The organism is Nocardiopsis sp. ATB16-24, from assembly GCF_030271535.1.
In the GTDB taxonomy this organism is placed as follows: domain Bacteria; phylum Actinomycetota; class Actinomycetes; order Streptosporangiales; family Streptosporangiaceae; genus Nocardiopsis.
In genome coordinates, this window is record NZ_JASCXJ010000011.1 from 79,602 (window position 1) to 92,095 (window position 12,494).

Here is a 12,494-nt window from a genome sequence, read left to right on the forward strand (position 1 = left end):
ATGCTCACTCTCCGAAACATTCCTGCTTCGATCGTCCTGGGTCGGGTAGTCGCACGCCGTGACGGCCCGGCACGAGTGTCGGGCCGTGGTGGCGCGTCCGCTGGACGTGCGCCGGCGAACACGCATCCGTGAAGGGAAACCATCATGAAGGAGTCCAACCCGATCAAGGCGGCGGTCGACAAGGTCACCGAGGCGGTGTCGGACGGAGACGGGTCCGCCGAGGTCATCCCCGGCCGGCCGACCGGCCAGGCACCGCCTCTGGAGGAGCCGACCGAGCCCAGGGAGCCGCTCCCGCCCAAACCCGACCAGGGCCGTCCGGCCCCGCGCACGGCCACGGGTCGGCCGACCGGCGGATCCGCGGAGGCCTTCTCCCAGGAGGGCCCCTACCTGACCACCGCCCAGGGCGCGCGACTTCCCGACTCCGACCATTCGCTCAAGGCCGGGCCGCGAGGGCCGGTGCTCCTGCAGGACCACCACCTGCGGGAGAAGATCATGCACTTCGACCACGAGCGCATCCCCGAACGCGTGGTGCACGCGCGTGGGGCCGCGGCCCACGGCGTCTTCAGGGGTTACGGGACGGCCACCAACGTCACGAAGGCGGCCTTCCTCCGCAAGGACGTGGAGACCCCGGTGTTCACACGGTTCTCCACGGTGGTCGGCTCCCGAGGTTCGGCGGACACCGTCCGCGACACCCGCGGCTTCGCCACCAAGTTCTACACCTCCGAGGGCGTGTACGACCTGGTCGCCAACAACATCCCGGTGTTCTTCATCCAGGACGCCATCAAGTTCCCCGACGTCATCCACGCGGCCAAACCACACCCCGACCGGGAGATCCCCCAGGCGCAGAGCGCGCACGACACCTTCTGGGACTTCGTCTCCCTGCACACCGAGGCGATGCACCACACGATCTGGTTCATGGCCGACCGCGGCATCCCGCGCTCCTACCGGACCATGGAGGGCTTCGGGGTCCACACCTGGCGGCTGATCAACGAGCGGGGTGAGACGACCCTGGCGAAGTTCCACTGGAAGCCCAAGGCCGGGGTGCACTCCCTGGTGTGGGAGGAGGCGCAGATCGTCAACGGCGTGGACCCCGACTTCCACCGCCGTGACCTGGCCGACGCCATCGAGGCCGGCGCCTACCCGGAGTGGGAGCTGGGCATCCAGACCTTCCCCGACACCCCGGACCAGACCTTCGAGGGCATCGATCTGCTGGACTCGACCAAGATCGTCCCCGAGGAACTGGCACCGGTACAGCCGATCGGGTTGCTCACCCTCAACGCCAACACCTCCAACTTCTTCGCCGAGACCGAGCAGGTCGCCTTCCATCCCGGCCACCTGGTGCCCGGCATCGACGTCACCGACGATCCACTGCTGGCCGGAAGGCTGTTCTCCTACCTCGACACCCAGCTCATACGGCTGGGCGGACCCAATTTCGCCCAACTGCCGATCAACCGTCCGCACACACCGGTCAACGACATGTTGCGCGACGGCATGCACCAGACGGCCGTGCACAAGGGCGGCGCACCCTACAAGCCCAACAGCCTGGACGCCGGTTGCCCCTTCTTCGCCAGTGCCGACGAGGGCGGGTACGTCGAGGTCCCCGCACCGGTCGAGGCTTCCACGAAGGTCCGTCAGGCGCCCGAGTCCTTCGCCGACCACTTCACCCAGCCTCGGCTCTTCTGGCTCAGTCTCTCGCCGGTCGAACGCGAGCACACCATCTCGGCCTTCACCTTCGAACTCGGCAGGTGCTACGAGAACGCGATCAAGGAGCGCACTTTGCGGGCGCTGGCCGAGATCGACCCCTACCTGTGCGAGAAGGTGGCCGAGGGCCTGGGGCTTCCGGCTCCCAAGGCCACCCGCGAACTCCCGTCCGTCCGGCCCAGTGCCGCGATCTCCCAGATCGGCCGGAAGTGGCCCACCAAGGGCCGCATCATCGGCATCATCGCCGACGACGGCGCCGACCTCGACGCCGTCCGTGCCCTGCGTGAGCAGATCTTCGACGGCGACATGGTCCCGCTCGTCATCGCGCCCGCCGGCGGCAGGCTCGGCGCGGACGGAGACGATCCCATCGTGGTGCAGCGCAGCTTCGCCACAGGGCGGTCCATCGAGTTCGACGCGCTGATCCTGGCGGGCGTCCCCGCCCAGGGCGAGGACGCCTTCGCCACCCGCGACGCCAAGGCCTGGAACGGGAACACCCCGGCGCCCGTCGACCCGCGCGCCCTGCTCATGCTCACCGAGGCCTACCGTCACGCCAAACCGTTGGGGGCGCTGGGCGGCGCACGCCAGGTGTTCGACACCGCGGGCATCCCCGTCGACGCCCCGGGCATCGTCGTCGGTGACGGTGCCGGTGACGTTCTGGGGCGGATCACCGATCTGCTCGGCCACCACCGGGTGTGGGAACGCTTCCCCGCCCACGCCTGACCACGGGCTACGGGCGACCCGCCCGTGGGACCGCGGGGCGAGAAGAAGAGAAGACCCCTTGGCGTCGGCCGGATCCGGCCGACGCCAAGGGGTCCACCACATCCGTGCCGGACCCGGCCTCCTCAATGGGGCTTCCTTGGCATCCGTGCCTGTCCGCACGCGTCCTCCGCACTCCGGGGCGCAGCCGGTCGACACAGGTCGATCCCGCCCACGGTCCGTCCGGCCCTATGCTGTCCCACGTAAGTTACTCGCCGGTAGGACCGAGGTGGGACCGCCGTCCCACCGTTGCGTACCGCGGGCGGGAAGGGTCGACCCCGGCTCCACGCCCCGCCCCTCCCCCATACGACAAGGAGTGCCCATGCCACTGCTCGAACGCCACGACGAGGTCCTCGTTCTGGAACTGGGCGACGGAGAGAACCGTTTCCACCCCGACTGGATCGCCTCGGTCAACACCGCCCTGGACGAGGCCGAGCAGGTACAGGGGTCCCGCGCCCTGGTCACGGCCGCCACCGGCAAGTTCTACTCCAACGGCCTGGACCTGGAGTGGCTGATGGCCAACCCCGACCGGCACAGGGAGTACGTCGTCAGCGTCCATCACCTCTTCGCGCGGCTGTTGGCTCTGCCCATGCCCACCGTGGCGGCCCTTCAGGGTCACACCTTCGCCGCCGGCGCGATGTTCTCCCTTGCCCACGACCTGCGCGTGATGCGTGCCGACAGGGGCTACTGGTGCCTGCCCGAGGCCGACATCGACATCCCCTTCACCCCGGCCATGTCCGCGCTCATCCAGGCCCGGCTGACACCGCGGACCGCCCATGAGGCGATGGTGACCGCCCGTCGTTACGGCGGCCACGACGCCGCCACCGCAGGCATCGTGGACCATGCGGTGGACGAGGACGCCGTGCGCTCCACCGCCGTCGAACTGGCCCGTTCCCTGGCCGCCAAGGACGCCGCCACCCTGGGCACCATCAAGTCCCGCATGTACGCTCCCGCCCTGGAGCTGCTGCGGCAGGACGATCCCGTCATCTGAATCGCCCGAACCCACCCGCGGACTCACGACCGGTGGAGTCCCGGTGTCGACGGAGCGGCCCGCCCGGCCCGTGAGCCGGGCGGGCCGCTCCGCACCACGAAACCACTCACGCCGCGACGCGGCGGGGCGACCGACGGGCCGGTCAGGCCTGGATCAGGGAGAGCGGGGTCGGTGGGGCGGTGAGCATCTCCTCGGGTGCGGTCAGGTACCAGGCCTCCAGGGTGAGTTCGCTGAGCTCGTCCAACTCGATCCCGTCCAGGTGGACGACCACCCATCCGAACCCGCCCGCGGTGAACTGCACCTCGAACACCTCGGGACGTTCGGCCACCAGGGCGGTCTGCTCCAGCAGGGTCTGCTTCAACCCCACGGTCTCGGTGTCGGGCCACAGGTAGCCGAAGGGCCGGCCTCGCACCCGGAACGTCGTGTACCGTTCCGACTCCTTGTGCTCGCACTCCGGCAGCGCGCCGACCAACCGCAGGAACCGCTCGATCTCCACAGCCATGGGGAGAAGACAACCACACACCACTGACAGGCGGAGGCACTCCCCCGTCCTCCTCCTCGTGTTCCCAGGTCATGGCGGACAGAGGCCTCGCCGTACGGCCCGTGGGGCCGTGCGGCGAGGCCTTGGGGTCCGTCACAGGCCCCGGGCACTGCGCGAGGTCAGCCCACCAGGGCCCGCCAGGTGACGGCTCCCGCCAGACCATCGACGACCAGACGGTTCACGCTCTGGTAGGTACGGACCGCGGAGTTCATCACCGGGCCGAAGTTGCCGTCGACCACCACTCCGGCGCTTCGCTTGTTCATCGCCACTTGCAGAGCACGAACGTGTGAGCCGTCGGCCACCCCCTGACGGAGCGAGTAGACCAGGCGCGGCCAGGTCAGCGGCCCCACCTGCCCGTCGGCGACCAGTCCCTGGGAACGCTGGAAGGACTTGACCGCGTTCACCGACACCGGGCCGTAGTAGCCGTCGGCCACCAGGGAGTACCCCCGCTGGTTCATCAGGTGTTGGATGGAACGGGCCCGGGCGCCTCTGGCCTCCGGGTCGATCCGCGACCATCCGCCGCCCAGGTCGACACCGCGCGCCGTCATGAACGGCACGGGGTTGACCGTCCGTCCCAGCCCTCCGCTGTGGGTCTCGAAGTGCAGGTGGGGTCCGGTGACGTTGCCGGTGGTGCCCATGTCCCCGATGCGTTGTCCGGCCGAGACCCTGGCGTTGAGCGCGACCCTGTAGGCGTTGAGGTGGCCGTAGTAGGTGTAGACGTTGCCGCCGTGGGAGATGACGATGCCGTTGCCCGTACGACCGGTCAGACCACCGCCCCAGCTTCTGCGGATCACGGTCCCGGCCGCGGCCGCGTAGACGGCCGTGCCGGCGGTGTTGGTGATGTCCTGGCCCGCGTGGGAGACGCCCCCTCGGGGAGCGCCGTAGTGTCCCCCGTTGGGGAAGTAGCCCAGAGCGGGGTTGCACCACGCTCCGTTCATCGCCGAGGCGGCGTGGGCCGGGCTTCCGCCGAGTCCGGCCACGGCGATCGCCGCTCCGATTCCGGCGCCGAAGAGCACTCGACGGGACAGGGGGTTGGGGGATGTCTCGGCTTCCTCCGGGGAGGATCCGGGGACCGAGCAGGTGTCGCACATGCGATCTCCAGAAGAAAGTTCCGGTCAGGGGGAAATACGGGAAGGTTTCCTTCATTGGGGAGGATAGGAGGATCATCCCTTCTTGCCTAGGGGGTCGTGGTGATCCGGTAGTTCCTCGCCACCGGCAAGGACATCCGACCGGGCCGATGAGTTCGGCTCCCGGGGCCGGTCGGTCATGGAGGAGTCCCGATTCGACGACCACTTCGGAGGAACCCATGGGACAGCTCGTCTATTCGATGTTCGTCTCGCTCGACGGGTACGTCGCAACGCCCGACGGCGGACTCGACTGGTCCTTTCCCGACGCACAGGTCCACCGTTTCGTCAACGACCAGGCGCGTGAACTGGGCGCCTCCCTGTACGGCCGACGGCTGTACGAACTCATGGCCGCCTACTGGCCCACCGTGGAGGAGGGGCCCGACGTCCCCGAGGTCGAGGTGGATTTCGCCCGTGTCTGGAGGGCCACACCCCGGATCGTGTTCTCCAGGACCCTGGAACGGGCCGAGTGGAGCAGTCGGCTGGTCCGGGAGAACGCCGCGGAGGAGGTCGCCCGGCTCAAGGAGCAGGTCAGCGGTGACATGGAGGTGGGAGGTCCCACCCTGGCCGCCGAACTCATACGCCATGGTCTGGTCGACGAGTACAGGATGTTCGTCTTCCCCGTGGTCCTGGGCGGCGGCCTGCCGTTCTTCCCCGCCCTGGACACTCCCCTGGACCTTCGTCTGATGGAGAGCCGTGCGTTCGACTCGGGGGTGGTGTACCTGCGCCACCGGATCTGATCCCGAGCGTCCCGGACACCGAAGGCCCGGCGGCCCGGGGTCGGCACCGGGCCGCGCAATCGTCCGAGACCAGGCCGCGGCGGCCTCCCCCTCGTATCACGGGCGGCTCGCGTGCGGGCGCACCTGAACCGCCCCGGGCACGACCGTGCCCGTCGGGAACGGTGTCATCGGCCGCGTTCGGAGGCGGCCACGTCCCCGTCGCCGGCGGGGGCCGGGCCGGGAGGGGCGGGGAGCTCGGCCTCAGGCCCCGGCGGAGTTCAGGACAGGTGGCTGCGTACCGCCGCGCGGATCTTCTCGGCGTGGAGGTAGATCTCGTCCATGGACTTCAACAGGTGGCGGGTCTCGTTCTTGTCGGCGTCGAAGGTGCCCAGGTACTTCTTGGACTTGGCGTTGAAGTGCAGGCGCGCGATCGGCCTGCGGTTGTTGTCGTCCAGCAGGACCGCGAAATAGCTCTTGGAGTCACGGTGCGTGATCCGCTGGGGTTTGACCTCGCTGCACGCGATCGCCTTGACGACCTGGTAACCCTCCAGTTCCTCCAGGGTGGTCTCGATCCCCGTACCCCGATCCAGGTCCTCCTCCGCGACCGGTTCACTGCTGACCGTCTCCGCCTCGGCCTGCGGGCGTGTGGACTCCAGCGCCTTCTTCAGTCGGACGTTGACCTGGTCGTCGAGAAAGGACGAGACGGCCTCCTTGACCAAAGGGGTGAACTGGTCCCGGGCCCGCCTGGTGAATGCCTTGTCGTAGACACGGCCGGCGAGGAACTTCACCCATTCGTCGTCGGGTTCGTGGAACTGTTCTGCGAGGGTGCGCTTGAGGGCGCCGAGGTACTTGAGCTTCTCCGCCGCGTCGACCACCGAGCCCAGGTCGAAGGAGGCCTTGGTCAGCTTGCGCAGCTCCGGCAGGAGAGTCTCGTCGACCTCACCGAGGTCGAGCACCATGAAGGGCTTGGAGTCCATGCGGTTCGGAGCGTCGAGGTCGGTGTAGAACTGATATTCGACACCATTGGTGAGAATCGCGACCCTGGCGTTGGTGACGGAGAAGTACCGGTAGAGCTGGGAGGCGTGCTCCATCCTCAGGTCGCCGTTCGCCTTCTTGCACTCGACCAGCATCTGCACCTCGTTGTCGAGCATGATGGCGTAGTCGACCTTCTCGCCCTTTTTCACACCGACGTCGGCAGTGAATTCAGGAACGACCTCACGCGGGTCGAAGACGTCGCACCCGAGAACGGTCGCGATAAACGGCATGACGAAAGCATTTTTCGCAGCCTCCTCGGTCTGGGTCATCTCGCGCTGCTTCTGCACCTTGGAGCTGAGCGCGGAGACCTTTTCCTCGAATTCCATAGCACATCCTCTATCGGGTCTGGTCCGGGCACCCTAACAAAGGGAAATGCACGGCATCCAGAGGTCGACGAATTCGTTATCGGAAGAAAGATCCGAAAGGGATTTCGACGGACGACCGCACGCAAGGGGAGCCCGACACCCTCTTCCCCGCGCCGCGGAGCGGGACCGCCCGGCGCACCGGAAAGGACCTCACCCCTGGGCCCGTCGCCACCGCCGGCACCCCTTCCCACGCCAGGACCGACTCTCTCCACGCCCAAGGCGACGAACGACGTCCGTCGCGGCTCGACCCCCGGCCGGGCGAGCCCGGGTGAACATATGCGCCTCCGATGTACAGCAACGGACTCTGCGCCCCTTACGGGACCAAAGACCCGGCCGGGGAAAGTCCCCGGATCACGTGAACCCGGAGACCCGCCCCACCGTCCTGATCACCAAGAACGTGTTACGCGTCATTGAAACTACCAAACACAGGTGGTTCGTGAACAGATCCAACCATGTCACTTTTCCGCTTCGCGCCTGGAACTCCTCTCGAAGACGTCGCCCTCCCTCCCCGCAGGGACCCTCCGCGCACGTCCGTATGATGTCGGGATGCTCCCCCGGCGCCCACTCGTCCTCGCCCTCGCGGTCCTCTTCCTCGTCCTGTCCGCCGCCCACCTGGTGATCCGGCTCCTGGGTCCCGACGCCTGGTCACGGCCGACCCAGGTCCTCCTCATGCCCGCCCTGGCCCTGGTGGTGCTCACCGCCGTCCGTCGGCCTCGGCAACGGCCGGTGAAACTCGTGCTGGTCGCCCTGTTCTTCTCCTGGCTGGGCGACTCCCTCCCCGCCCTGGCGGAGGGCGACCTCGCCTTCCTGCTGATGGTGGCCGGTTTCCTGGTCGCCCAGGTGGTGTACGTGGCGGCCTTCTGGCCGTACCGTGCCCACAGCGCGCTCCACCACCGCAGATGGCTGCTGGTGCCCTACGTCGGTGTCGTGTCCGCCCTGGTGTGGGTGTGCGCCCCGCACGCCGAAGCCCTGCTGGTGCCGGTTCTGCTGTACGGCCTGGTGCTGGGGCTGATGGCGGTCATGGCCACCGGGGTCGGTCCCTGGACCGCGGTCGGCGGAGCGCTGTTCCTGGTCTCCGACGCCCTCATCGCCCTGCGTGCCTTCGCCCCGGGGTTCGCCATGCCCCACGACGGCTTCTGGGTGATGTCCACCTACATCACGGCGCAGGCCCTCATCGTCCTCGGTGTCCTGCGACGCGTCCGCACCCTCGGTTGAGCCCCGCCGCACGCGCCTCGATCCGGCCTCACCCGCGAACGGGCCTGTGGAAAACCCGATCCGCCCGTGTCCGCGCGCGCATACTCAGAGCATGCTCTCCTCCTGCGCCCGCGCCCTGCTGTCCGCCCTCCTCGACGACCTGCCCGGCGATCGCCACATCCTCACCCTGCACGCCCCGTACGCGATGAGCACGGCGATCGAACGTCGGGATGGAGATTGGGACGTCGAGCACCCTCCGGTGGTGGAACGGCTGTGCGCCGCACTCTCCCGAGGGGGCGGCGCGGGCGTGGTGCTGCGCAGTCTCACCGACCAGACCTCCTCCACCCTCACCGACGGGGCCGACGCCCCCGTCGCCCTGGTCCGCGGCTGGACGGTCGCCGACCGGCGTCTGGTGCCCCTGGACGAGGCGCGGATGTTCGACGCCCACTGCACCGACGCGGCCTCGGGGGCGCCCCTGGCGCCCGAACGGGGCGTGGTGTACACCGACGCCCCCGAGGTCGACCTCACGTCCTTCCATGGCACGTGAACGTCCGTTCCGCTCCTGGGGCGCCCCGGTTCCGGTTACCGTCGAAGGCATGGTGATCCCCGGTGACGAAGAGATCCGCGCACTGCACGAGCGGTACGCCCCCACCCGCGAGGCGTTCGACCTGGTCTTCACCCACTGCCGGATCGTGTGCGCGATCGCCGAGCAGCTGCTCGACCGCTCCTGCTCCACACTGGACCGCGCCCTGGTACGGGCCGGATGTCTGCTGCACGACATCGGGGTCTACCACCTGTACGACCCCTCGGGCCGGCTCGACCACGCCCGCTACGTGAGCCACGGGGTGCTCGGCCATCGGATCCTCACCGAGGAGGGCCTGCCCGAGGCTCTGTGCCGGTTCTGCTCCCACCACACCGGTATGGGCCTGACCCGCCAGGACATCCGGACGCAGAAGCTGCCCGTCCCCGAGGGGGACTACCTGGCCGAGACGGCGGAGGAGGAGCTGGTCATGTACGCCGACACGTTCCACAGCAAACGCACTCCCCCGGTGTTCCTCTCCGCCGACTCCTACGCCGCCTCCGTCGCACGCTTCGGCGAGGACAAGGTCATCCGGTTCAAGGAGTTGCGCGCCCGTTGGGGGGTCCCCGACCTGGGCCCGCTCGTGGCCGCCCACGGTCACGCCCTGATCTGAACCGATCTCCGTCGAAGCGGGCGCTTTGACGGACCGACCGTGCACGAGGGAGCATCACATGGCCGGCGACGCGCACGACCTCACCCCGGAGCGGTGGCGGCAGGCCGAGCTGATCTGGGACTTCCACCGGATGCACCACCCGCTACGGCCCTGCGACGCGGCGATCGCCTTAGGCTGCGACGACATCGGTGTCGCGGTGCACGCCGCCGAGCTGTACCTCGCCGGACTCTTTCCGGTCCTGGTGTTCACCGGAGGCAACAGCCCTTCCACCGCCGAGGTGTTCCCCCGTGGTGAGGCCGTGCACTTTCGCGAGCGCGCTCTGGAGCTCGGCGTCCCCGACTCCGCCGTCCTGCTGGAGCCCGAGGCATCCAACACCGGCGAGAACATCTCCTTGGCCCGTGGGGTCCTGTCCGCGGCCGGCCTCGCCCCCACCACCGTGCTCCTGGTCAGCATGCCCTCCATGGAGCGGCGCGCCTTCGCCACCACCCGCAGGCTGTGGCCCGAGGTCGAGGCGGTGTGCGCCTCCCGACCATCGGGGCTCGGCGACTACGTCGAGGCCATCGGCGACGCCCGACGGGTCATCGACACGATGGTCGGCGACCTCCAGCGGGTGATGGAGTACCCCCGGCTCGGGTTCGCCGTCGCACAGGAGGTCCCGCCGCGAGTACGCGACGCCTACGACTCACTCGTCGCCGCCGGGTTCGACCGGGGTCTGATACGGACCTGAGCCTCCCGGCCACGATCCCGGGCCGGCACACCACGGTCACAGGCAGCCGACAGCACCGCAGACGTCGAAGCGCGAGGTGGAGACCTCCAGGTCGTCGTACCAGACGTAACTGTCGTGGGTCGGGGCGAAGCCCTCGGTGGAGCCGCCGAAGAAGGTCGAGAAGTAGGCCTTGTCCACCAGGTCGTCGTTGTCGACGAAGCGCAGACCCGTGACCAGGGCGGCGGACTCACCGTTGTAGAAGACCTCGATCTCGCCGTTGGGGTCGGCCCGTCCGGCGGTCACGGTGTTGACCCTGAGCCGCTGGACGATGTTCACCCACTCGCCCCGGGGGTAGCGGACATCGGCCCCGTCCACGCGCAGCAGCGCATGGTCACCGTAGGTCCCCTGTTTGTCCATGTGGTAGTAGTACACCGCCGCCTGGCCGCCTCGGCGCCAGATCATGCGGGAGGTGAAGCCGTTGCCTCCGTCACAGGTCCGCCCGCCCGAGCACGCCCCTCCCCCGGCCAGACCCACCCCCAGCTTCCCGCCGAACGACGTGGTCCCCCAACTGAAGTCCTCGTCGAAGCGCGCCCAGAAGGACAGGTGGTACTCACGCGCCGGGTCGAGCCGGAACGGCGCCAGCACACCGGAGTCGCGCGCACCGATCTCGCCCTTGGGGTAGAGCACGCGCAGCGACTGCTCTCCGCTGCGGGCGGGGACCGAGTCGTCGATGAGGGTGCGCCCGGCCAGACCCGTCCCACGGGGGGCGTACCATCCGTCCCTCTCCCACTCCGCCAGCGAGTAGGCGATGCCCGCGTCGGGACGTTCGAAGCCGTTGTACCGGTGGGTGGGCGAGGGAAGGACCGAGGAGGGGACGGTGTCCGCGGCGGCGGGGAGCGTGACCTGCGCGATCAGCAGTAGTAGGGAGACGAGCAGGGCCTTGAGCGTCATGGGCGCCTTGCCTTCCGTCGGCACGGGAGAAGAGGACGGGCCGGTATGGCCTTCCTCTGATGTCCGCACCGGCGACGAAACCATCTTTTCCCCGTTCACCGGGTACGACCGGTGAACGACACGGTCCGATCCGCCCCACGACCCCTCCCCGTGGGGCCCACCGGTCTCCCGACCGACCTCTACAGGGAACCGACGACCGGTCGGGTCAGGCCGTGGGCGGGGCGCCCCGGAAAGTGCGCCGGTAGGCGCTGGGAGAGACTCCGAGTGCGGCGTGCATGTGCTGACGTAGCGACTCCGCAGTACCGAAACCGACCTCGTCCGCGATCCGGTCCACCGGCAGATCCGACTCCTCCAACAGTTGACGGGCCCGGTCCAGGCGCTGCCGAGTGATCCATCGGCCCGGGGACAGCCCCACCTCCTCACGGAATCGGCGGGTGAAGGTGCGCACGCTCACCGACTCACAGCGGGCCATCTCCTCCAGGGTCGGTCGCAGATGCAGGTGCTCCAGCGCCCAGACCCGCGCACGACCCGTGCCGGACCGTTCCGGCGAGGGCACAGGGGTACGGATGTACTGGGCCTGACCGCCGTCGCGGTGGGGCGGAACGACGGTACCGCGCGCCACCTCGTTGGCCACGGCCGCGCCGTGGTCGGTACGGATCATGTGCAGGCTCAGGTCGATGCCGGAAGCGACGCCCGCTGCGGTCAGTACACGCCCGTTGTCGGTGTACAGCACGTCGGGGTCCAGGTCGACGTCGGGGTACATGGCGCGGAAGAAGCCTGCGGACTTCCAGTGGGTGGTCACCCGGCACCCGGTCAGTAGCCCGGCGGCGGCGAGCACGAACGCCCCGGTGCAGATCGAGGCCACACGTGTCTCGGGTCGAAGACGTGCGAGGGCCGAGGCCAGTGCCTCGTCGAGGGGATCGTGCGGGCGCTCGACATAGTCCTCGTCGGCCGCGGGCAGGACGACCGTCCGCGCCTCGTCGAGGGCCTCGGGACCGTGCTCGACGTTGATGGTGAAGTCGGTATCGGTCCGGATCTCGCCGGGTTCCAGCGCACAGGTGAGGACCTCGTAAAGGGGTTCTCCGCCGGCGCCGCGGGCTTGACCGAACAGACGGTGGACGATGCCGACCTCGATGGGCAGCACGCCGTGGCGGACGAGGACGGCCACACGGTGGCGGTCGGAAGGGGTGAGAACACTCATGGCCTGATCCTTGCGCA

General features: G+C 68.9%; 12 protein-coding genes. 7 read left to right on the forward strand and 5 right to left on the reverse strand.

Features of this window, described 5'->3' with window-relative positions; translation table 11 throughout:
* Window positions 1-144: 144 nt before the first annotated feature.
* The gene (locus tag PFX91_RS13815) at window positions 145-2,421 is read left to right on the forward strand and encodes a catalase (protein ID WP_285731928.1); all 2,277 of its coding nucleotides are present in this window, start codon (window positions 145-147) and stop codon (window positions 2,419-2,421) included.
* 358 nt (window positions 2,422-2,779) lie between these two features.
* Entirely contained in the window at window positions 2,780-3,448 is a 669-nt protein-coding gene (locus PFX91_RS13820; RefSeq protein WP_285731929.1) for an enoyl-CoA hydratase-related protein, read from the forward strand.
* A 142-nt stretch (window positions 3,449-3,590) separates the two neighbouring features.
* Here the strand turns inward: PFX91_RS13820 and PFX91_RS13825 are convergent, their stop codons facing one another.
* Both PFX91_RS13825 and PFX91_RS13830 read right to left on the reverse strand, forming a co-directional pair.
* Window positions 3,591-3,950 carry an MmcQ/YjbR family DNA-binding protein gene (locus PFX91_RS13825; protein WP_285731930.1) on the reverse strand — a complete coding sequence of 120 codons (360 nt, stop codon included), beginning with the start codon at window positions 3,948-3,950 and terminating at the stop codon, window positions 3,591-3,593.
* Window positions 3,951-4,108: 158 nt separating this feature from the next.
* Entirely contained in the window at window positions 4,109-5,080 is a 972-nt protein-coding gene (locus tag PFX91_RS13830; protein ID WP_285731931.1) for a peptidoglycan-binding protein, read from the reverse strand.
* A gap of 215 nt (window positions 5,081-5,295) precedes the next feature.
* Between PFX91_RS13830 and PFX91_RS13835 the strand changes: the two genes are divergently transcribed.
* On the forward strand, window positions 5,296-5,853 hold the full coding sequence (locus tag PFX91_RS13835) for a dihydrofolate reductase family protein (protein WP_285731932.1): 558 nt from the start codon (window positions 5,296-5,298) through the stop codon (window positions 5,851-5,853).
* 257 nt (window positions 5,854-6,110) lie between these two features.
* Here PFX91_RS13835 and PFX91_RS13840 read toward each other — a convergent pair whose 3' ends face one another.
* Window positions 6,111-7,193, reverse strand: coding sequence for a type I restriction enzyme HsdR N-terminal domain-containing protein (locus tag PFX91_RS13840; protein ID WP_285731933.1), 1,083 nt, complete (start codon window positions 7,191-7,193; stop codon window positions 6,111-6,113).
* Window positions 7,194-7,778: 585 nt separating this feature from the next.
* Here PFX91_RS13840 and PFX91_RS13845 point away from each other — a divergent pair.
* The 4 genes from PFX91_RS13845 (at window position 7,779) to PFX91_RS13860 (ending at window position 10,346) form a co-directional block, all read left to right on the forward strand.
* Window positions 7,779-8,447: a lysoplasmalogenase gene (locus PFX91_RS13845; RefSeq protein WP_285731934.1), complete on the forward strand. Its 669-nt coding sequence runs from the start codon at window positions 7,779-7,781 to the stop codon at window positions 8,445-8,447.
* A gap of 91 nt (window positions 8,448-8,538) precedes the next feature.
* Entirely contained in the window at window positions 8,539-8,973 is a 435-nt protein-coding gene (locus PFX91_RS13850; RefSeq protein ID WP_285731935.1) for a hypothetical protein, read from the forward strand.
* Window positions 8,974-9,022: 49 nt separating this feature from the next.
* The gene (locus PFX91_RS13855; RefSeq protein ID WP_285731936.1) at window positions 9,023-9,619 is read left to right on the forward strand and encodes an HD domain-containing protein; all 597 of its coding nucleotides are present in this window, start codon (window positions 9,023-9,025) and stop codon (window positions 9,617-9,619) included.
* 58 nt (window positions 9,620-9,677) lie between these two features.
* Window positions 9,678-10,346, forward strand: a complete 669-nt coding sequence (locus PFX91_RS13860) for a YdcF family protein (RefSeq protein ID WP_285731937.1) — start codon at window positions 9,678-9,680, stop codon at window positions 10,344-10,346.
* Window positions 10,347-10,382: 36 nt separating this feature from the next.
* Here PFX91_RS13860 and PFX91_RS13865 read toward each other — a convergent pair whose 3' ends face one another.
* Together PFX91_RS13865 and PFX91_RS13870 are read right to left on the reverse strand one after the other, a co-directional pair.
* Complete coding sequence (locus PFX91_RS13865) at window positions 10,383-11,300, reverse strand: polysaccharide lyase (protein WP_285731938.1); 918 nt, start codon at window positions 11,298-11,300, stop codon at window positions 10,383-10,385.
* 181 nt (window positions 11,301-11,481) lie between these two features.
* Window positions 11,482-12,477 carry a GlxA family transcriptional regulator gene (locus tag PFX91_RS13870; protein ID WP_285731939.1) on the reverse strand — a complete coding sequence of 332 codons (996 nt, stop codon included), beginning with the start codon at window positions 12,475-12,477 and terminating at the stop codon, window positions 11,482-11,484.
* Window positions 12,478-12,494: the final 17 nt, after the last annotated feature.

What these genes read in the sequence shown, in the direction of transcription:
- PFX91_RS13815 (WP_285731928.1), top strand. Translation starts at nt 145, where the DNA reads ATGAAGGAGTCCAACCCGATCAAGGCGGCGGTCGACAAGGTCACCGAG.
- PFX91_RS13820 (WP_285731929.1), top strand. Translation starts at nt 2,780, where the DNA reads ATGCCACTGCTCGAACGCCACGACGAGGTCCTCGTTCTGGAACTGGGC.
- PFX91_RS13825 (WP_285731930.1), bottom strand. Translation starts at nt 3,950, where the DNA reads ATGGCTGTGGAGATCGAGCGGTTCCTGCGGTTGGTCGGCGCGCTGCCG.
- PFX91_RS13830 (WP_285731931.1), bottom strand. Translation starts at nt 5,080, where the DNA reads ATGTGCGACACCTGCTCGGTCCCCGGATCCTCCCCGGAGGAAGCCGAG.
- PFX91_RS13835 (WP_285731932.1), top strand. Translation starts at nt 5,296, where the DNA reads ATGGGACAGCTCGTCTATTCGATGTTCGTCTCGCTCGACGGGTACGTC.
- PFX91_RS13840 (WP_285731933.1), bottom strand. Translation starts at nt 7,193, where the DNA reads ATGGAATTCGAGGAAAAGGTCTCCGCGCTCAGCTCCAAGGTGCAGAAG.
- PFX91_RS13845 (WP_285731934.1), top strand. Translation starts at nt 7,779, where the DNA reads ATGCTCCCCCGGCGCCCACTCGTCCTCGCCCTCGCGGTCCTCTTCCTC.
- PFX91_RS13850 (WP_285731935.1), top strand. Translation starts at nt 8,539, where the DNA reads ATGCTCTCCTCCTGCGCCCGCGCCCTGCTGTCCGCCCTCCTCGACGAC.
- PFX91_RS13855 (WP_285731936.1), top strand. Translation starts at nt 9,023, where the DNA reads ATGGTGATCCCCGGTGACGAAGAGATCCGCGCACTGCACGAGCGGTAC.
- PFX91_RS13860 (WP_285731937.1), top strand. Translation starts at nt 9,678, where the DNA reads ATGGCCGGCGACGCGCACGACCTCACCCCGGAGCGGTGGCGGCAGGCC.
- PFX91_RS13870 (WP_285731939.1), bottom strand. Translation starts at nt 12,477, where the DNA reads ATGAGTGTTCTCACCCCTTCCGACCGCCACCGTGTGGCCGTCCTCGTC.